16 protein-coding genes are annotated in these 19,843 nt (G+C 44.3%); all 16 read left to right on the top strand.

Annotation, left to right across the window (positions count from 1 at the left end; translation table 11 throughout):
- Window positions 1–151: 151 nt before the first annotated feature.
- The 16 genes from MHI25_RS29000 (at window position 152) to MHI25_RS28925 (ending at window position 19,690) form a co-directional block, all read left to right on the top strand.
- Complete coding sequence (locus MHI25_RS29000; protein ID WP_036681556.1) at window positions 152–409, top strand: DUF1146 family protein; 258 nt, start codon at window positions 152–154, stop codon at window positions 407–409.
- 200 nt (window positions 410–609) lie between these two features.
- Window positions 610–1,986 carry a UDP-N-acetylglucosamine 1-carboxyvinyltransferase gene (gene murA, locus MHI25_RS28995; RefSeq protein WP_076123926.1) on the top strand — a complete coding sequence of 459 codons (1,377 nt, stop codon included), beginning with the start codon at window positions 610–612 and terminating at the stop codon, window positions 1,984–1,986.
- A gap of 217 nt (window positions 1,987–2,203) precedes the next feature.
- Window positions 2,204–3,346, top strand: coding sequence for a stage II sporulation protein D (gene spoIID / locus MHI25_RS28990; protein ID WP_340394699.1), 1,143 nt, complete (start codon window positions 2,204–2,206; stop codon window positions 3,344–3,346).
- A 61-nt stretch (window positions 3,347–3,407) separates the two neighbouring features.
- On the top strand, window positions 3,408–4,151 hold the full coding sequence (locus tag MHI25_RS28985) for a M23 family metallopeptidase (protein WP_076123922.1): 744 nt from the start codon (window positions 3,408–3,410) through the stop codon (window positions 4,149–4,151).
- Window positions 4,152–4,423: 272 nt separating this feature from the next.
- Entirely contained in the window at window positions 4,424–4,711 is a 288-nt protein-coding gene (spoIIID, locus tag MHI25_RS28980; protein ID WP_036681548.1) for a sporulation transcriptional regulator SpoIIID, read from the top strand.
- A gap of 129 nt (window positions 4,712–4,840) precedes the next feature.
- Window positions 4,841–5,839 (top strand): rod shape-determining protein, encoded by a 999-nt coding sequence (locus MHI25_RS28975; RefSeq protein WP_036681546.1) that lies wholly within the window; start codon window positions 4,841–4,843, stop codon window positions 5,837–5,839.
- Between the two features lie 47 nt (window positions 5,840–5,886).
- Window positions 5,887–6,765: a flagellar hook-basal body protein gene (locus MHI25_RS28970; protein ID WP_038573634.1), complete on the top strand. Its 879-nt coding sequence runs from the start codon at window positions 5,887–5,889 to the stop codon at window positions 6,763–6,765.
- 51 nt (window positions 6,766–6,816) lie between these two features.
- Window positions 6,817–7,638 (top strand): flagellar hook-basal body protein, encoded by an 822-nt coding sequence (locus MHI25_RS28965; protein WP_076099680.1) that lies wholly within the window; start codon window positions 6,817–6,819, stop codon window positions 7,636–7,638.
- Between the two features lie 10 nt (window positions 7,639–7,648).
- Window positions 7,649–7,873: a DNA-directed RNA polymerase subunit beta gene (locus tag MHI25_RS28960; protein ID WP_081393511.1), complete on the top strand. Its 225-nt coding sequence runs from the start codon at window positions 7,649–7,651 to the stop codon at window positions 7,871–7,873.
- Window positions 7,874–8,136: 263 nt separating this feature from the next.
- Window positions 8,137–8,559 carry a 3-hydroxyacyl-ACP dehydratase FabZ gene (fabZ, locus tag MHI25_RS28955; protein WP_036681536.1) on the top strand — a complete coding sequence of 141 codons (423 nt, stop codon included), beginning with the start codon at window positions 8,137–8,139 and terminating at the stop codon, window positions 8,557–8,559.
- A gap of 42 nt (window positions 8,560–8,601) precedes the next feature.
- Entirely contained in the window at window positions 8,602–10,323 is a 1,722-nt protein-coding gene (locus MHI25_RS28950; RefSeq protein WP_076219973.1) for a phospho-sugar mutase, read from the top strand.
- Window positions 10,324–10,451: 128 nt separating this feature from the next.
- Complete coding sequence (locus MHI25_RS28945) at window positions 10,452–12,488, top strand: DUF5693 family protein (RefSeq protein ID WP_076219972.1); 2,037 nt, start codon at window positions 10,452–10,454, stop codon at window positions 12,486–12,488.
- Window positions 12,464–13,597, top strand: a complete 1,134-nt coding sequence (csaB, locus tag MHI25_RS28940; RefSeq protein WP_280753238.1) for a polysaccharide pyruvyl transferase CsaB — start codon at window positions 12,464–12,466, stop codon at window positions 13,595–13,597. Before MHI25_RS28945 ends, csaB begins: the two co-directional genes overlap by 25 nt.
- A gap of 6 nt (window positions 13,598–13,603) precedes the next feature.
- On the top strand, window positions 13,604–14,359 hold the full coding sequence (locus MHI25_RS28935; RefSeq protein ID WP_340394698.1) for a WecB/TagA/CpsF family glycosyltransferase: 756 nt from the start codon (window positions 13,604–13,606) through the stop codon (window positions 14,357–14,359).
- 116 nt (window positions 14,360–14,475) lie between these two features.
- Window positions 14,476–15,603 (top strand): MraY family glycosyltransferase, encoded by a 1,128-nt coding sequence (locus MHI25_RS28930; RefSeq protein ID WP_036681523.1) that lies wholly within the window; start codon window positions 14,476–14,478, stop codon window positions 15,601–15,603.
- Between the two features lie 160 nt (window positions 15,604–15,763).
- Window positions 15,764–19,690 carry an S-layer homology domain-containing protein gene (locus tag MHI25_RS28925; protein ID WP_036681521.1) on the top strand — a complete coding sequence of 1,309 codons (3,927 nt, stop codon included), beginning with the start codon at window positions 15,764–15,766 and terminating at the stop codon, window positions 19,688–19,690.
- Window positions 19,691–19,843: the final 153 nt, after the last annotated feature.

Genomic DNA, 19,843 nt, shown 5'->3' with positions numbered 1-19,843 from the left:
GTAATCTATTGAAAAAAGGTTAAAATTTCTTCATTATTTTGGATAATGGCGTTGAATTGTTTAAAAATTTGTAAAAGTACTGGATTCTTTTGCCCTTCACAAGTATGATATAAGAGTCGATTTCCGAGTAATACGAACACGGAGGGTTAGCATGGAGGATATATTGTCGGGTGGGTTGTCTAGCGCAGTTGGAACCAGCAGTATGGTCTCAATGATTGTATCTTTGCTCAGTGTTGTATTATCTTGGTGGGCATTGCAGAACCTTAAGCTCGATTTGGTCATAAGATATCCCAAGAGTCCTCAGGGAAGGCTGCTGCACTTGCTGTTGGCCATTGTACTTGGTCGTTTTGTAGCGGGGTTCTTCCTGGATTACCTGAGCTGGAGTGGGATGATCCGATATATGTTTTAAGGGGATGTAGTTTGGTTATAAGTGTCTTAGGTCGCAGTGGTCAAAAGGTGTCGAATAATAAGGTTTTATTATGTCAACACTGAACTTTAAGGAACATGCCCGAGTAAATGGGCGTATTGATGGAGTAGAGAACTTTTTTTGCAATTACTTTAATCTAAAAAAATAATTTAAGAAATAATGGACGCGGAGGGAAACCGAAAATGAGCAAATTTATCGTCCGCGGTGGCAACAGATTGACCGGGAGCGTGAAAGTTAGCGGCGCAAAAAATTCCGTATTACCGATCATAGCCGCCTCTCTATTGGCAGAAGAAGGAGTAAGCGTCATTGTAGACGCACCTCCGCTTGATGATGTGATGACGATATCAAAAATGCTGGAATCTCTGGGTGCAGGGGTTACATATCAGAACGATATTATCCAGGTGGATGCTACAAATATCACATCCTGTGAAGCACCTTATGAATGGGTTCGAAAAATGCGGGCGTCTTTTTTAGTCATGGGCCCACTGTTATCTAGACTTGGTCAGACAAGAATTTCCCTGCCAGGCGGCTGTGCCATTGGTACACGACCGATTGATCAGCATTTGAAAGGGTTTGAAGCACTGGGTGCGGAGATTAGTCTCGGCCAGGGCTACATTGAAGCGAAAAGCAACGGACGCCTGCGCGGTGCCAAAGTGTATTTGGATGTAGCAAGCGTAGGTGCGACCGAAAATATAATGATGGCAGCTACACTAGCCGAAGGCGTGACCGTTATCGAGAATGCAGCTAAGGAGCCTGAGATTGTCGACCTGGCCAATTACTTGAATGGTATGGGCGCAATCGTACGCGGTGCGGGAACAGGCGTTATCCGTATTGAAGGGGTAGAACGTCTGCATGGGGTCAAACATCATGTAATCCCTGACCGTATCGAAGCAGGTACGTACATGGCGGCTGCAGCAATTACCGGTGGCGATGTATATGTGGAAGGCGCAATTGCAGATCACTTAGGTCCTGTTATTGCTAAGATGGAAGAAATGGGTGTAACCATTATTCCTGACGAGAACGGTATTCGTGTAATCAGTGACAAGCCTCTCAAAGCTGTTGATTTGAAGACTTTGCCGTATCCAGGTTTTCCTACGGATATGCAGTCGCAAATGATGGCATTATTGTTGCGTTCTGAAGGTACCAGTGTCGTTACAGAAACTGTATTTGAGAACCGGTTTATGCATGTGGATGAATTCCACAACATGAATGCTGAGATTAAGATCGAAGGTCGCTCGGCGATCGTTACAGGTAATGCACAATTGGTCGGAGCTAAGGTTTGTGCTACGGATCTGCGTGCGGGAGCTGCGCTTATTTTGGCAGGTCTGGTTGCTGAGGGCACTACTGAAGTAAGCGGAACTCATCATATTGACCGCGGGTATGTTCATTTGGCTGAGAAACTATCCGGACTGGGTGCGGAAATTTGGCGCATCTCCATGGAAGATACTTCAGCGCAAACCGTGAAGGATGAAGTTCTTAAACCGGAAGTATCCAAGAGTGAATCGACTAAAAACGAAGAGGTTAAACCACGCTTTCAGGTTCAACCAACTTGGGTATAATATCAATCATTAGGAGAGACCAGGCTGCTGTTTGCAGCTTGGTCTTTTTTTATGGAATCCTCATCTGATGGGGATTTTTTTGTATGCAATTTAATAGCTTGTGGTCTAGTAATAGATTGAGGACAGGAACTCTCTTTCTCTCAAATTGTGTTCTAGCAGTTGCTGCAAATTCATATCTATAAGAATCACCAGTGATTCACGGAAGGGAGCCATAGAGATGAAAGATTTCCGCTACTTGCGAAAAAACAAGATAACGCGCTGGCACTCGCGTCCCCTTGCTCCCCGGCGCAGGCGACTCATCCCCGTCGCCTGGCTCGCAGCGCCTTTCCTGGCGGCGCTGCTGATTCCGGTGGCGGTTGTCCCGCTACACCGGGGACAACCGGCGCCTGTGGCCGTGCCGGCGGTCACGGCCCCTCCGGCGGCGCCGGAAACGGCTGCGCAGGAAGCGCCGCAGCCGGACGTCTCTGTCTATTTGTCGCACAGCGGACAAATAGAGACATTGCCGCTGGAGGACTACGTCCGCGGCGTGCTAGCGGCCGAGATGCCGGCCGACTTTGAGCTTGAAGCGCTCAAAGCGCAGGCCGTAGCGGCCCGCACCTTTATCATGCGCCGCCTGGTGGCTGGCGACAGAAGCGGCGTACCCGTTCCGGAGGCGGATGTAACCGATACGGTAAGCCATCAGGCTTACATATCTAAGGACACGCTGGAACGGCAATGGAAGCTCGGTGGAAGAAGCGCCGACCTTGCAAAGCTGCAGCGCGCGGTCCTTGAGACGCGCGGAGTGATCATGACTTATAAAGGGCAGCCGATAACGGCCTCCTTTTTCGCCTCCAGTGGAGGATATACTGAGAACTCAGAAGAGTATTGGAATGCAGCGATTCCCTATCTGCGCAGCGTGACGAGTCCTTGGGAGAAAGAGATTACCCCAAACTATGCAGTGACTAACACCTTTACTGTTGCTGAAATACTTACTAGATTGGGTCTGAACGATAAAGTCATTCCAGCCTCCAAAGAAACTACCAATTCAGGAACTACAACGAAGATTTCATCATCTTCGAGATTACCTATGGAAGTGTTGTCTCTTACCACTGGACATCGGATTAAAGAGGTCTCAATTGGAGGCTCTATATTTACTGGACGTGAAGTGAGAGAGAAGCTGGGCCTACGATCCAGCCAATTCAGTTGGAGTCGTAAGGGGAATAAGATCTTAATCACGACCTTCGGAAATGGGCATGGAGTAGGGATGAGCCAGTGGGGGGCAAATGGGATGGCTAAAGAGGGTGGAACTGCTACCCAAATTCTCAAACACTATTATAGTGGTATCTCATTTACACAAATCTCAACTCTTCTGAAAAAATAACTTGAAAGATACGTATAAAAGAGAAAACCCCGGTAACACTGGTTACTGAGGTGATAACCATATGAATGAACAAGACAAAAACAAAACAAACCAAGATGAATCTCTCAAAAAAACTCAGGGAGATTTACCTGGTGCAAAACCTTCTTCATGGAACAGACTGGTATCTAAACGTTGGGTATTCCCAGCAGTCTACACGGCGGCAGCGGCAATTATACTAACCTTGGTGTGGGTCTATCAGGATGCCGGCCAGAAGCCGCTCAACCAGGACACTGCCGCCACTTCGCAGCAAGTAGGAACTTCCGCTAACGAAGCTGGTACAACAACCGGAGGTCCAGATGCACTTGAAGTTGTTGCTTCAACGGAAAGTATGACTTGGCCAGTAGCTAATCCAGGTGAAGTAGAAGTAGTTAAGCCGTATTATGATGAGAATGGTACAGAGGACAATCACGTTGCCGCTATGGTGCAATATAACGACAAATTTATTCCTAATGTCGGAATCGATATTGCCCGTGAAGACAACAATACGTTCGATGTCAAAGCAGCGCTCAGCGGTGAAGTGACCAGAGTGGAAGATGTTGCGGTATTAGGTAAAGTGATTGAAATTACCCATCAAGGTAATTTGAAGACTGTATACCAAAGTCTTGGTGAAACAAAAGTTAAACAAGGCGATGTAGTGAAGCAAGGAGATACTCTTGCCACAGCTGGTCGCAGTGAGATCGAAAAGGACCTTGGAAATCATGTACACTTTGAAGTGTACGAAGATGGCAAAGTAGTCAATCCATCGGATTTACTGCCACAGCGATAAAAATTTCTATAGCAGGGGGCGAAAGCCCCCTATTTTTTTGTGTATATAAGGATTTTTAAGGTTGTGTTTGTGATGAGCCTTTTGTTTACGCGGGAAACGGTTGTTGACCTAAAGGGAGAACGACGGCTTTTCATCATGCTAATAACACGGGTTATTAGGTTGTCCATTAAATAAAATGAGCCCTCCATAGCTTGTCATGTCTTGAAAGCGCGAATATATAAGCCCGCCCCTCATATAATGTACCAAACTATCCACAGTTGGGAGGCGGGAGCGTGCACGATTACATCAAGGAACGTACGATCAAAATCGGACGCTGCATCGTGGAAACCAGGCATACGGTCCGGACCATAGCCAAGGAATTTGGCGTTTCAAAGAGCACGGTGCATAAAGATTTAACTGAGCGTCTGCCAGAGATCAACCCTGATCTGGCCGATCAGGTGAAGCACATTCTCGAATATCACAAGTCCATCCGACATCTTCGGGGGGGAGAAGCCACAAAAATCAAATATAAAAAATCGACGGGGAAAAAACGTGAGGTTGCTGTAGCATCAAAGCCATGAGATTTTCGGAAATTTAAGGAAATATTCAGCTTTAATACATTGTGTACTTCCCCTAAAGTATGGTATTTTTAAATTTAGTACTAACTGCTGTTTTTTCAATTAAAATAACACTTTGGGGGCTCTTTCATTATGTTTAGCAAGGATATCGGAATCGACCTCGGCACGGCCAATGTGCTCATACATGTTAAAGGAAGGGGAGTCGTTCTGGATGAACCTTCCGTGGTCACACTTGAAAGTGATACGAAGAGAGTCCTTGCGGTGGGAGAACAGGCACGTCGCATGGTTGGACGTACACCTGGAAATATTATAACAATCCGTCCTCTCCGGGATGGAGTCATTGCAGATTTTGAAATCACAGAAATGATGCTCAAGTATTTTATCGACCGCGTTGGCGGCCGGTCCTGGTACGCACGGCCCCGTATTCTGATTTGCGCCCCTACAAATATTACATCTGTGGAACAGAAGTCCATACGGGAAGCGGCAGAGCGGAGCGGGGCTAAGGAAGTTTTTATGGAGGAAGAGCCAAAAGCCGCTGCAATCGGAGCGGGAATGGATATTTATCAGCCTAGTGGGAATATGGTCGTCGATATCGGTGGCGGAACGACGGATGTAGCCGTACTTTCTATGGGCGACGTCGTTACCGCTTCTTCGATTAAAGTCGCAGGAGACAAGTTCGATGAGGCCATTTTAAGATATATTAAACAAAAGTATAAGCTGTTAATCGGTGAACGTACGGCAGAGGATATTAAGGTTACAATTGGCACCGTGCGTCCAGGCCTGATGCAGGCTGAAATGGATATTCGTGGTCGTGATATGGTAAGTGGACTCCCTCAGACGCTCACTATTACTTCAGGCGAGGTAAAAGAAGCACTATGGGATCCGGTTTCTTCTATTGTGGCAGCTGCTAAGTCCGTTCTGGAACGTACACCGCCTGAGCTATCAGCAGATATTATTGACCGGGGTGTTGTTCTAACTGGTGGTGGCGCTTTACTTAATGGATTGGACGAGCTCCTCTCAGAAGAATTACATGTTCCGGTGTGGATAGCGGAAGACCCGATGCATTGTGTAGTTAAGGGAACCGGAATAATGCTAGATAATTTGGACAAGGTCGTTAAGAAAAAGTTCTAAGCAGCCGATATAAAAGGTAGCAAAAGATTCGGAAGGGGACTACCTTCATGATAAGAGGATTATATACAGCCGCTGCAGGTATGGTTACACAGCAGCGTAGACATGATACGGCAACACAGAACATCGCTAACTTGAATACAACGGGGTACAAGCAGGTTGACAGTGTCAATCATGCTTTTCCGGATGTACTGATCTCTGCTATGAGTAATGGCAATACAAAGCCAGTGGGGCGCCTTAACACTGGGGTTTTTGCAGAACAATCGATATCCCAATATTTACAGGGTGATTTAAGGGAGAGCGGCAAGACCATGGATTTTGCTTTATCTACGGATTTGCAAGTAGCTGATCCAGTGACAGGTCAAAATATCTCCTTTGATGGTTCAGGCAAATATGTAAGCCCTGAGGGTGAGGTTGTTTATCGTCCACAGGCCTTCTTTACTGTACAGGATGCTGAAGGGAATAATCTGTATACGCGAAATGGGAGCTTCTCAATAAACGCGGCTACAGGAGAGGTACTGAGCAGTGGTGGCTTCAAGGTTCTTGATTCCACAGGCAAGCCCCTTGTCTTGACAGGAAATCAGGACACCCTTAAAGTGGACGGGCAGGGTAATTTGCTTAATCCAGTAACAGGACTTCCGACAGGGACCAAGCTTGGTGTGAGTGTAGTAACAAAGCCACAGGAGCTTGTACGTGATGGTAATGGTGTATTTCACGCTGATGATGTAGAGGCGGCAGATATCCGTTTCTCTAACGGAACAGATAACATGCAAGTACGCCAAGGTTACCTGGAAAGCTCCAATGTAGATCCTACTCAGGTTACTGTGGATTTGAATGCCGCCTATCGGGCTTATGAAGCGAACCAGAAGATTGTTCAATATTATGATGGCAGCTTGCAGAAGGCTGTAAGTGAAGTTGGCAGGGTATAGGCAGTGCTTAGGAATGAGCTTTACAGGTAGAGCTTATAGGAGGTTTGATCTATGAACAACTCAACGATTAGTGCAGCAGTCTCCATGTCGAGCCTTCAGCAGCGGCTTGATATTATAGCGGATAATCTAGCCAACATGGATACCAATGGTTATAAGAGCAAGCAGGGCTCTTTTGAGGACGTGCTGACTCGTGTACAACAGCAATCAGATGATTATGACCAACCGGGCCGTTCTACACCCCTAGGCTTTAATATGGGTTTTGGGACTTATGTGCCTTCGATCTCAACGAATTGGGAAGAGGGACCCCTTAAAGAAACAGGGAGTCCGACCGACTTAGCCATTCAGGGCAACGGGCTTTTTGGTGTTCAGGTCAATGGTACTACGGCGTATACACGTCAGGGTGATTTTCACTTTATTCCTGACACGACTGATGCCAAAAAGATGGTATTGGTTGATAACACAGGAAACTCCGTTTTAAATACAGAGGGCAAACCTCTAACGGTTCCTGTAGGTGTGAATGCTGCTATCGATGAATCTGGTCGTGTGTTAACAAAAAAGACAGAGAATGGACCTGTTCAGGTAGCGGGTACTATAATGATAGTAGAACCTAAGACACAGAATGCCTTAAAGGCTGTCGACGGGAATTTCTATATGCTTGCAGATGGGGTTACAGCACAGCAGGCTTTTGTACAAAGAGCGGCAGGCGAGGCATCTGGAATTGGAGTGCGCTCAGGATGGCTGGAGCAGTCGAATGTCGATATGACCTCAGAAATGACAGAAATGATGCAGATTCAACGCACGTATCAACTCGTAGCTCGGGCACTTTCGTCCAGTGATCAGATGTTTGGTCTAGCCAATAACATGCGCGCGTAGAGGTGAAGGAATGGATCGACAGGAAAAAGTTAAATCGGAAGAGAAGAAAGAACCCTCTTCACGAGGGATCTCCAAATGGACCATGATACAATGGGTTCTTATTCCCTTGCTTCTCGTAGCTGCACTTGGAGGCGGTCTGGCCGTCGGTTACGTTGTCCTGGGTAAGAAAGAGTTAAGCGATGCTCTGCAGTGGAGCACGTGGAGACATGTATATGATTTGGTTTTTGCTCCATAAATGAAGATGATTTAACCACTCCCTTGTTATATAAGGGAGTTTTCTTTTTTATGCTGAAAAATGTATAATGGTGGGGGGCCTCGGGCAGCAAAAAGGGCCCTCTCCGCCATGCTGCCGCATCCGGTGGAGAAAGCCCCTTATCTCAACCTCCACTTCTGCAGTTGGTGAAGGATAAATATAGTTTTTACCGAACCTGCCTAATTTTATGCATTTCGGCAAAGAATAAAAGAAAATGTGCAACATCCGAAAGGAGTTTTGTCATAATGCTGGATATCAACCAAATTCAAGAAATCATCCCCCATCGGCCTCCATTTCTGCTGGTGGACAAAATTATCGAGATTGAAATGGGCAAAAAAGCTGTAGGAATCAAAAATGTAACGATCAATGAACCGTTCTTTGTAGGTCACTTTCCGGGCTATCCGGTAATGCCGGGTGTACTGATTACAGAAGCCCTTGCACAAGTGGGTGCGGTTGCTATCCTGGGAGTAGAAGCTAATCGCGGCCGAATCGGTTTTTTAGCTGGGCTGGACGGATTCCGTTTCCGTGGTCAAGTGGTACCGGGCGATACACTTACTCTTGAAGTAGAGATCACCCGCCTTAAGGGCAGCATCGGAAAAGGACAAGCTACTGCTTCCGTTGAAGGTAAGGTTGTAGCCTCTGGAGAAATTATGTTTGCTCTGAGCTAAATATTTTATTTTTCTATAAATATATCTAAAGGAGAGATTCATATGACTCAATTAAGTGCGAAAGCGGCAGACACATTATCCCGCTGGTTGCAGGACCCTTCTGTTGACGAGGCTACAAAGGCAGAGCTTCGCGCTCTGGAGAATGAGCCACAGGAGCTTGAAGAGCGTTTTTACAGAGACTTAGAGTTTGGTACAGGCGGCTTGCGTGGGGTTATTGGTGCGGGCAGCAATCGTATCAATCGTTATACTGTTGGCAGAGCTACACAAGGCTTCGCTAATTATATTCTAGAAAAGCATACTGGAGAAGGCAGACCTTCGGTTGTTATCGCGCATGACTCTCGTCGCTTCTCGCCTGAATTCACACTTGAGGCTGCTCTTGTACTGGCTGCTAATGGCATCGAGGCGCATTTGTTTACCTCCCTTCGTTCAACACCACAGCTGTCATTCAGCGTGCGTTATTTGAAAGCAACGGGTGGTATTGTAATCACCGCGAGCCATAACCCTCCTGAATACAATGGTTATAAGGTCTATAATTCGGAAGGCGGACAGCTTGTACCACACGAAGCCGAAAAGGTCATTTCTTACATACTAGAGGTTGACACTTTTGATGGTGTAAAGCGGATTTCGCAAGAAGAAGCTGAAGCACAAGGGCTGTTGCACTGGCTAGGAGAGAAGGATGACGAAGCGTTTACCGATACTGTTGCTGCGGTCAGTCTTGCAAGTGAAGAGATTGCCTCTACGCTTGGAAAAGACTTTAAAATCGTATACACTCCGCTGCATGGTACAGGTAATTTGCCAGTCCGCCGTGTACTTGAGAAAATCGGCTTCACCCAGGTACATGTTGTACCTGAGCAAGAGCAGCCGGATTCTGAATTCTCTACAGTGAAATCGCCGAACCCGGAGGAACGTGAAGCTTTTACGCTGGCTATGAAGCTGGGCGAAGAGTTGAATGCTGACCTTTTGATTGGCACGGATCCCGATGCAGACCGTATGGGTGCTGTAGTTCGCGACAATGAAGGTAAATTTGTTGTTCTGTCCGGCAATCAATCCGGAGCACTGATGATTCATTACTATTTGAGTCGTTTGCAGGAACAAGGAAAGCTGCCTAGCAATGGTGCGGTTGTAAAGACTATCGTTACTAGTGAAATGGGGGCTGCTGTAGCTTCTCATTATGGTGCAACTGTATTTAATACGCTAACTGGCTTCAAATATATTGGAGAAAAGATGACCCAGTTCGAACAATCCGGAGAATACACATATCTTTTCGGATATGAAGAAAGCTATGGTTATCTTGCAGGCAATTATGCTCGTGATAAGGATGCTGTTCTTGCTGCTATGCTTATCGCTGAAGCAGGTGCTTATTATAAAGCTCAAGGCAAAACATTATATGATGTTCTTCAGGAATTGTACAAGCAGTTCGGATACTTCTTGGAAAGCTTGGAGTCCCGTACGTTGAAAGGCAAAGATGGCGTTGCGCAAATTCAAGGAATCATGAATGATTGGCGTTCTAATGCACCACAAGAAATTGCTGGATCTGCCGTAACAGAAATTCAGGATTATTCCCTGGGCTTAAATGGACTGCCGAAGGAAAATGTACTGAAGTATTTGCTGGCTGACGGATCTTGGTTCTGCCTGCGCCCTTCCGGCACAGAACCTAAGATTAAAGTTTATTTTGCAGTAGTGGGTGACTCCCTGCAGAATGCTAAGGACAAGGTTGCTGCACTGTCGAAACAGGTTATGGCTCGCGTTGACGGGGGACAATAATAAATATAGAGTGCCTTCTATATTGTGAATTATATTTTATGTAGAAACGGGTACCGTCTCTAAAAGGATGACGATCCGTTTCTACTTTTGTTAAAAGAGTTTTTAAAGCGAAAGAGGAGGTACTTTTGGTGCGGCAAAAATGGCAACGTTGGAATATTACTTCCCGAAAGTGGCTGTGGATCATAGTTGTGGTTGGCGTTATAGCAGCCTTGCCTGTGGTCTATGATCGACTGCAGACGGAGAAGTCTTCCAAGACAGTAGAATTTGTATTTGATTATCGTGATCTGGTTGATGTAGCCAGCTATCGTGCAAATCCACAAGATTATATTTCCGAACAGTTAGATCGCCTTAAAGACGCTGGTGTACAGAGCATGGCGATTTACGAAAGCACATTGGAAGATTACCGTAAGGCGCGTCGTCTAATGATATGGGGTGCGGCTGATATAGCTAATCTTACGGACACGATCATTCCTGAAAATGAGAACTATACCTATATTCTTTTTACCAGTGCTGATTACAGCGATACTTTAGCGCCTGTAATTAAAGAAGCATTTAGTAATCTTGGGATTAATTCAAGAGACTGGAGTTTCCGCGGACAGCAGGGGCTTATCATTGAGACTCCGCTAGAAGACGCTACATTGAAGCCGCTCCAGCCCGATCCATTTACACTGGACATGCTGCATAACAAGGGATTCAGTATTGTACCTCGTCTTGTGGATTCTCTGACTTATAATGAAGCCACGGTAAAGAAGCTGTTGGATCGTTATGAGGAATTGGGTGTTAAACGGATTCTATTTGAAGGTGAGTCTGTTAAAGGGTTTAATGATGATGCCGATACTGGCAGTATCACTGACTTTGCTAATCTCCTTAAGGAACGTGGAATGGGGATTGCAGCAATTGAGAATATTAAGAAACAGCAAAAGGGCTTTAACAGGCTCGCTTATTTGCTGGATTATAATGTGACACGTTTATATTCCCTTAGTGAGGGAGATTCTGCCTTAGATCCAAAAGTAATTTCGGACCGTTTCGCTCTGGCAACAAAGGATCGGAATATCCGCATGATCTACTTAAACACGATTCCTGCAAGAAATACTGCTAAGGCACAGGTTACAGATACATTAGATAACCTTATTACCAGCCTAAGCGAACCAGGCGGAGCAGTTGAGCAGATTAAAGACAATGGATTTAAACTGGGACAAGCTACGGCATTTGAGGTTGTAGATTCCTCTTATCAACGTTACTTTAAGCTAGTTGCGGTGGTTGGAGCAGTGTCTTTAGTGGCGCTGCTGGTCTCTTACTTCATTCCACAGCTCACGCTTGCTGCTTGGGTGTTAGGTCTGATTGGAAGTGCAGGCCTGATGCTAGTGAAGCCTGAAATGTTTGAACAAGCGCTCGCGCTTGCCGCTGCGATAAGTGCACCAACGCTTGCCGTTGTGCTTGCCATTCGTAAGGTTAATGAAATGGGGCCACCTCTACGGAGCAATCCCCTTACCTATAAGGCTATGAGCCCGCAACGCCGGTTTACACATAGCTTAGTGCTTTATTTTAAGACTTCACTGATCTCTTTGAGCGCTGTGCCGTTTATGATAGCACTGCTTAATAATGTAACTTATAGCCTTGTTCTCAACCAGTTCCGTGGTGTCAGTCTGCTTCATATGGCGCCTATCGGTCTTGTGGCACTTTACGTGCTTTTGTATCGCGGGGATTTTGTCTTTAACAAGACAGGTAAGCTGCTGCGGACACCAATCACATTTGCGATGATTATTATTGCCTTTGTTTTGGCGGTTGTTGGCTATTATTACATGACCCGTACAGGTAACGGTGGCAGTGTGAGTCCGTTGGAAATGGTTTTACGTACATTCTTGGAAAATACGGTTGGCGTTCGACCGCGTAATAAAGAGTTTTTGCTAGCGCATCCGTTATTAATTCTTGGCGCATTCTTGGCCTTTAGATATCGGAATGCAGCGTTTATCATGATTATTGCTGTAATCGGTCAGCTCTCGATGGTAGATACCTTTGCTCATATTCACTCGCCAGTTCTGATCTCGCTCATTCGTGGCTTGCTCGGTCTTGGATTAGGACTGATCATTGGTGTGATTGCCGTAATCGTATGGCAAATTGCAGAAGGGTGTTGGAAACGATGGTCGCCACTCCTAAAAAGATAGTTATTTCCGGTTATTACGGTTTCCATAACAGCGGGGATGAGGCGGTACTGCAATCTATATTGATTGCACTACAACAACATTCTCAAGCTGCAGGTATAGAGATCGAACCCATTGTCTTGTCCATCGATCCTGAGTGGACTAGCGCCACATATGGAGTGAAATCTGTGCACCGGATGAAGCTGGTTGAAGTCCGTCAAGCTATTTATGAGAGTTCTGGTCTGATTAGCGGTGGAGGCAGCTTGCTGCAAGATGTAACAGGAAGCAAGAGTATTCCTTACTATTTAGGTATTATTAAGCTTGCGCAGTGGATGGGTAAACCGACCTTTATTTATGCTCAAGGTATCGGACCTGTGCATCGTAAGCTTTTCCACCCATTAATCAAATCAGTGTTTCGCAAATGTACTTATATCTCTGTGCGGGATGAACAATCCCGCGAGCTTTTACTTTCTATGGGATTAGAACAGAAGAACATAGAGGTTGTTCCTGACCCGGTGATGGGCTTATCTTTACCTGAAGAGACTGATGCTGTTGAATTACCAGAGTCTTCAGATTCACTTCCGGTAGTAGGTATTTCGGTACGTTATTGGGAACAAGATCGCAAGGAGCTGGACGCTCTTGCTCAAGGCTTGATTAAGGCGAATCTTGAAAAACCATTGCATTTAAGATTCCTTCCGTTTCATCTTCCATCTGATATTGAAGCCTCACGTTATGTGATGGAGAAGCTGGAAGAAAATATAAGCCAGCATGGGGGGCAGGTCAGTATTTGTGAAGATGCCAGTCATCCGCAACACATGCTGCGGGAAGTAGGGCAATGTGAAGTGCTGATCGGAATGCGTCTTCATAGCCTGATTTATGCCGCAGGGCAGCGAGTTCCGCTGATTGGTATCTCTTATGATCCGAAAATTGATCATTTTCTAGACAGAGTTCGGTGTCAGCCTGTGGGCACGACCCAATCATTAGATGCTGGACAAGTTGCTGCTGAGATAGGCCATCTTTTGGAAACAGCAGAGGGATGGAGAAATGAGCGGGAGACGATCCTCTCCTCGTTGATTCAAGAAGCAGGGGCTCCAGCACGGCAAATCGTAGAATATTTTCACCATAAAGGATGATCTAAAGTGAAAGCAGAAAGCGCGGTACCTACAGTTCCTATTTTTGGGATTAGAGTCTCCAAGGTTGATATGGCAGCAACTGTTGCTTATTTGACAGAGGCGGTTCATACCCGTATCCCGCATCAAGTGATTACAGCTAATCCGATTATGGTTATGGCTGCTTTGGAAGATCCAGCTTATATGGAGATAATGAAGTCAGCTGAATTGGTTGTCCCAGATGGAACCGGTGTGGTATGGGCTGCTAATTATTGTAAGGAGCCTGTAACCGAACGGGTAGCTGGTTTTGACCTGTTACATGAATTGATGCAACAGGGTGAAAGATATGGTTGGAAGGTATATCTCCTTGGTTCTACACCTGAGGTGATTCAGGAAACCGCTGAAAGGTTACAATTGCAATATCCGCGTGTTATTATTGCAGGATATCATGACGGTTATTTTGGTCCGGAATCGGACGATGAAATTATTGCTGGAATTGTTAAAACCAATCCTGACTTATTATTTGTGGCCAGAGGCGCGGAGAGTCAGGAACCATGGATTGCAAAACACAAATCCAAGTTAGGTGTTCCGATCATGATGGGGGTCGGCGGCAGCTTTGATGTAATTTCTGGCAAGAGCAAGAGAGCACCAAAAGTTTTCCAAAAAATGAGAATTGAATGGTTGTACCGTTTATTAAAAGAGCCTACGCGGTACAAAAGAATGCTTGCGTTGCCGAAATTCGCATTAAAAGTGGTGCGTGAGAAAGATAAAGTAACAAAAGTCTAGTCAAATGCCGATATTCACCTAGAAAATCAGATGAATAGCCTAAAAAAGGGATTGGAATTTGTTTTTGTAACAGCGTATAATTCAATGCGGTAGAGAAATGGGGGTCGACTGATCAAATGTTAATCATATACATCGCTGGATTTATCGTATGCATGGGACTCGCACTTGGCCTCACACCTTTGGTGAAGAAATTCGCCATTAAGATTGGTGCGACAGATGTGCCGAATGCTCGTAAAGTGCACACGAAAATTATGCCCCGCCTTGGCGGATTAGCTATTTTTCTGGCGTTTGTGTTAGGCCTGCTTGCCGTATTGCCGATTATTCCATATGAGTTCACTCCGCGGGAGGCCAACTTCATCAAAGCGCTGCTGTGTGGCGGCGGACTGATTGTACTTATCGGAGGTTTGGATGACCGATTTGAATTATCAGCAAAGTTGAAGCTGCTGGGCCAAATTGTCGCAGCATGTATTGTAGTTTTCGGTTTTGGTATTACTGTAGATTTTGTGAATATTCCATTTAACAATACGTATTCTTCGTTGGAAAGCTGGATTGCTATCCCGCTTACGATTTTCTGGATTGTTGGTGTCACCAATGCTGTTAACCTGATTGACGGGTTGGACGGGCTTGCTGCTGGTGTATCAGGGATTGCGATTGCTACGATTGCGGTAATGGCTTTCTTGATGGGTAACACGATGGTTGCCATGTTATGCCTGTTGCTTCTGGGTAGCATAATCGGATTCTTGTTCTTCAACTTCCATCCCGCCAAGATTTTTATGGGGGATACGGGATCGCTGTTCTTAGGCTTCTGCTTAGCTTTACTTGCTTTGCTAGGGTTTAAACAGATTGCCGTGGTTTCGTTTATTACACCTTTGCTTATTATTGGTGTACCGTTGTCAGACACGTTCTTTGCGATCGTGCGCCGTAAGCTGCAGAAGAAACCAATCTTTGCACCAGACAAAGGTCACTTGCATCATTGCCTTCGCGAGCTAGGCTTTAGTCATCGTCAGACTGTGCTCATTATTTATGGTATTGCTGCATTTTTTGGAGTTTTAGCTGTTATTCAATCCTCTGCCGCTCTTTACGAGGCGAACTGGGTTACCTTCGTAGTCATCTGCATCATGCTCTTCTTCTTGCAGATCGGTGCGGAAGTTACAGGTTTGATCGGTAAGACTAAACGTCCGCTGATTGATTTCTTTTTAAGAATTCGTATGAAGGCTAATCCGGAAAGAGGTTCCAAATCTTAATTTATTAATGGTATTATTCTAATATTTTCTATAACTAACAAAACTCATCCCTTTTCGGATGAGTTTTTTGTTGTTTTCCCTAAAAATATCGCTTCCTATGACCGATAAAGAACAAAGTGAAGGTTTACGAGAATTTATACTCAAAGGAGAGATATAACACATGCAACGCTTTAAGAGACCGTTCGTTTGGCTGATGCTGGCGGCTTTGATCGTTTCTATGTTCCCAGGTAAATACACGCCCATAGCGGCAGCGGCTACCACGAGCTCCACGACTTTCTTCAGTCCGGATGATCTCACATTACGTAATACTGTTCTGTTGAAACAGGATGTTGTAGCAACAACAGCTAATCCTAATCCTGAGGGACTTATTGACCGTTCTAGTGTTTACAAAGTAAGTAGCCCTACCTTTTCAATTACAGGAACCTACTCTCAGGTAACATCTTCCACGATGAAGGTTACTGTAGAGCAGCTTACAAAAGATAGTCAATCTAATAAATGGGTAACAGATGCTACTCACCTGACTACGGGAGCGGTAACAACAGATACCAATAGCCCGGATAACCGTTTTGTAGCATCTGGTCTTGTTTTGTATACAGGATTTAATAAGGTGACCTTTTCTGGTATGCAAGGGAATCTCCAACGTTCAGAATCATTTTATGTTCTTTATGATAAAGTTCCCTATGTAACAGAATTAAAAGTTTTGGGTGGTCCTTCTGCGCTTAATTTAAATGAAGGAACACAAGTTGTCGTACCAGTATCTACAGTTACTCTTCAAGGTAAAGTAACGAATGCCACTAAAGTCAGTGTCTCCGTGAATGGAGGAACTGCATTACAAACTTCCCTATTGGAAGACGGAACATTTTTCACCCCCGCGCTGAACTTGAGTCCGGGATTAAGTACGCTTAAGATTGTTATTCAAAATGCTTCGGATTCAATAACAATAGACAGATCCGTATATTTCTTTGATAAGGATCAACCGTACGCTTCTTTGAACATCAACCACGACAATGCGGACTATAATATCTTAAATGATAATGTGCCTACGTTGACTGCTGATTTGACTCCAAGTGTTGCAGGTTTTACTGGACAGATCTTAGTTCCATATAACGTGGCTCCGTTTGCAACAAATGCTGTGCTAACTCTTAATAAAGGTAATAGTTCCGAAAAAGTTGTAACGATTAGTGCTGTGACAGAAGAATTAACAATTCCTGGTCCTGATGGCGTTACGCCAACGTATAAATTGGTTAAATTTAAGACTGCAGCTGATTTAGAAATCTTGGCGGGTGTAAATGACTTTAAATTGTCTGTAGATTATGGCAGCCACAGCAGTTCTCATCTTTATTCATATAAATTTTTGAAAAATGAGACTGTTATAACAGAAATGTACTACCTTCCTGGATATACAGGCTCAGGTGATCTTACCAATATCTCTAAATTGCCTTTGAATGGCCAACAGTTAGAGACGGATAGTTTCTATATAATGGCGAAGACAAATAGATCAACAACCCCAGCAGATATAACTGCAAACTATTTGCCTTTGAGTAATAAACCACTATCCATAGATTATGTAACTGCAGGCACAGGAACAAATGAATATATTTATAAAATATCAGGGTTCTCTAATGGTCAACAAAAGGTACAATTCCGTTATAAAGGATCCGAATCCTTCTATAATGCTGATATTTCATATGTATCGAAAAACTATATATATGTAAGTAATCTGCAAGATGGTCAGACCTACGAATTCGATTCCAGTGTAGAAAGAAAACTTAATGTCGCTGGGGAATATATCGGGTTCGAAAATATAGAAAATGCACAAGTGCAAATTAACGGCACAGACAGTAACTCATTATCTAGCAATCCTTTTAAGCTTGAAGTAGAAAAAAACTCAACAGTAAATAAAACAACTTTTAATTTCACTGTGACAATCAGTCAGACGGGACCACTGGTATACGGTGAGAATAAAATCGTGTTTACTGGAGTCTCAAGAGATAATGCTGGTAACCAACGTATTATCAAAAAAGAACTTAAAATTTACATCATTGATACCAACATTTCTGGGGTAAAACAATTCCATCCTACTTTAGGGGATAATCGTTTACCTTTTACAACTACAACCCTTTCTAATGAAGTCGAGCGTAATGCCATGCTGGCATTGCCGGCTGAGATTGTATATAAGGATGAAAAATATACAACAAGCAAAGATAAATTCGACTTGGTACTACAAGGTAGTGGTGCTACAACGCTGAATCTTTATCAGGGCTCTACTCTGGTGTTTACTTCGACGGGGCAGGATAAGCTGCTAATTGACGGTACGGAATCCGCTGGACCTATTGGTCCTAAACGTTATCCTGATGAAGTGGCTGCAAATGGTTTGTATTATGACTACATTGGCAGTGCTAAAAACTTTATTTTAAGATTACGTGACATTAAGTTTGATGCCCCAGGAAGTCAAGTTTATACCCTAGAGCTTATTAACAAAACAGGGGCAAGAACTACACAACGTCTTGAAGTAGTGCGGGAAGTTGCTCCATATCGTCTTCTGTCACCTGTAGCGACGGTAGGTGAGCAAATTGTTGTTAACAAAAACTTTGTTCGTTTTGATATTGAGGCTGAAGGTGCCACAAAAGTAATAATTGGCAAAGAAGAAGCAATTAAACGTACGGATTTGCCAAATCAAGATCGCTTCACCTATGATTATGTGGGTTTAAAAGCGGACAAATCGAATCCTATTAAGATACAAGTGGTTCGTGCTAACTCCACAATAAGCGATACTATAAATGTGTATTATGCTAGTGCAGTGCAGATTGATACACAATATATGGCGGAGAAGGTAGCTACGAAGTATAGTGTCTTTAATAAAACCTTGGAATTGAACTTCCCTAAAGGTACGATTATGAAGGGATATACTAGCTCTGGTGCTGCAAAATATTATCCTAATACAAAACTGTTGTTTGGTATCGCGGATCCCGCTGATGGCGTTGTTGAACGTAAGAATGATTACGGGAACATTATCAACGTAACGGGTAGTGACGACAGAACCGAAGGCGGGGGCGGGCAGCTTGTGATTCCACAGGATCTTGCTCTACGCTTTACATCAACCGTTTCTACTAATAACTTTTCGAGAGTATCGGATATCTATTGGCTTAGTGGTGGTCTAGGAAATGATGGCGTTAATCTTGAGACCAACGGGGTTACCCCGCATTTCGTGGATGCCAGTGGAAAGACTGGATACTTTACGCAGTATAGTCAAACAAGAAAAATCGTACCTTCCCAACGTGGTGAATTGACGCTTACTTTCAACTCCAGCATTGTGGATGAAGTGGGATCGACTATTACAGTATTCCGATATACAGATTCAGGTAAGTGGGAGAATTTGGGCGGCGTCGTAGATACGAAAAAACATACCATCACCGTTCCATTCGATGAATTTGGTTATTACACTGTTATGAAGCTGCGCCGTGGTTTTGTTGATATTACGAATCATCCTTGGGGCAGAAATATAATGAATGGATTGTATTCCAAAGGATTTATGACTAATCTTCGAGCAGATGCATTCGGGGCGGATGATTTGACCACTCGTGGTGAATTCGCTACATTGTTGGTGAAATCATTAAGTATTCCTTTGAACTATGATGCTAATAAACAAACCTTCTTTGATATTGTGCCAGAAGCCGTAGCGGCTACATGGGATTTCAAACACATTGAGACAGCTGCTAGGGCAGGTATTGTTACAGGCCTCAGTGATGGCTTCTTTGGGCCTGATCAAGCCTTAACACGTGAACAAGCCGCAGTAATGATAGCTAGGGCGTTGAAACTCAAGATGTCGTTGAATGACAGTAAACTGTTGGCAAGCTTAAGCAAATCATTTGTTGATACAAGCAACATGGATTTCTACTCACGTCCTGCAATTGAAGCTATATCTAAAGCTAAGATTATGGAAGGAAGTGCTGTGACCGTTACAGGCCAAAAGAAGCCCGTCTATAACTTTAACCCGAAGGGTAAGTTGACTAGAGCAGAGGCTGGTAAGATTACTGTGGCACTCTTACAGAAGAGTACAAGCATCTTCCCTAAGAACTTTAACTAAAGAATAAAAAAGTGCTCCGGCCTGCGAAAAGTATTCGTAGGTCGGAGTTTTGATGTAAAGATAACAATTACCAGCGACATAAATTTTGTAATCTGCACCGATTTACGATACAATAATGTAGAAAATATTATTTTCTGAAAGGTGAAAGCCATC

Source organism: Paenibacillus sp. FSL E2-0177, from assembly GCF_037992975.1.
GTDB classification, from domain to species: Bacteria; Bacillota; Bacilli; order Paenibacillales; family Paenibacillaceae; genus Paenibacillus_AQ; species Paenibacillus_AQ odorifer.
Note: the sequence above shows the minus strand (reverse complement) of the source record. Positions and strands in the feature narration are given on the sequence as shown.

Coding starts and splice junctions, on each gene's coding strand:
- MHI25_RS29000 (WP_036681556.1), top strand. CDS start 152: ATGGAGGATATATTGTCGGGTGGGTTGTCTAGCGCAGTTGGAACCAGC.
- murA (WP_076123926.1), top strand. CDS start 610: ATGAGCAAATTTATCGTCCGCGGTGGCAACAGATTGACCGGGAGCGTG.
- spoIID (WP_340394699.1), top strand. CDS start 2,204: ATGAAAGATTTCCGCTACTTGCGAAAAAACAAGATAACGCGCTGGCAC.
- MHI25_RS28985 (WP_076123922.1), top strand. CDS start 3,408: ATGAATGAACAAGACAAAAACAAAACAAACCAAGATGAATCTCTCAAA.
- MHI25_RS28975 (WP_036681546.1), top strand. CDS start 4,841: ATGTTTAGCAAGGATATCGGAATCGACCTCGGCACGGCCAATGTGCTC.
- MHI25_RS28970 (WP_038573634.1), top strand. CDS start 5,887: ATGATAAGAGGATTATATACAGCCGCTGCAGGTATGGTTACACAGCAG.
- MHI25_RS28965 (WP_076099680.1), top strand. CDS start 6,817: ATGAACAACTCAACGATTAGTGCAGCAGTCTCCATGTCGAGCCTTCAG.
- MHI25_RS28960 (WP_081393511.1), top strand. CDS start 7,649: ATGGATCGACAGGAAAAAGTTAAATCGGAAGAGAAGAAAGAACCCTCT.
- fabZ (WP_036681536.1), top strand. CDS start 8,137: ATGCTGGATATCAACCAAATTCAAGAAATCATCCCCCATCGGCCTCCA.
- MHI25_RS28950 (WP_076219973.1), top strand. CDS start 8,602: ATGACTCAATTAAGTGCGAAAGCGGCAGACACATTATCCCGCTGGTTG.
- csaB (WP_280753238.1), top strand. CDS start 12,464: ATGGTCGCCACTCCTAAAAAGATAGTTATTTCCGGTTATTACGGTTTC.
- MHI25_RS28930 (WP_036681523.1), top strand. CDS start 14,476: ATGTTAATCATATACATCGCTGGATTTATCGTATGCATGGGACTCGCA.
- MHI25_RS28925 (WP_036681521.1), top strand. CDS start 15,764: ATGCAACGCTTTAAGAGACCGTTCGTTTGGCTGATGCTGGCGGCTTTG.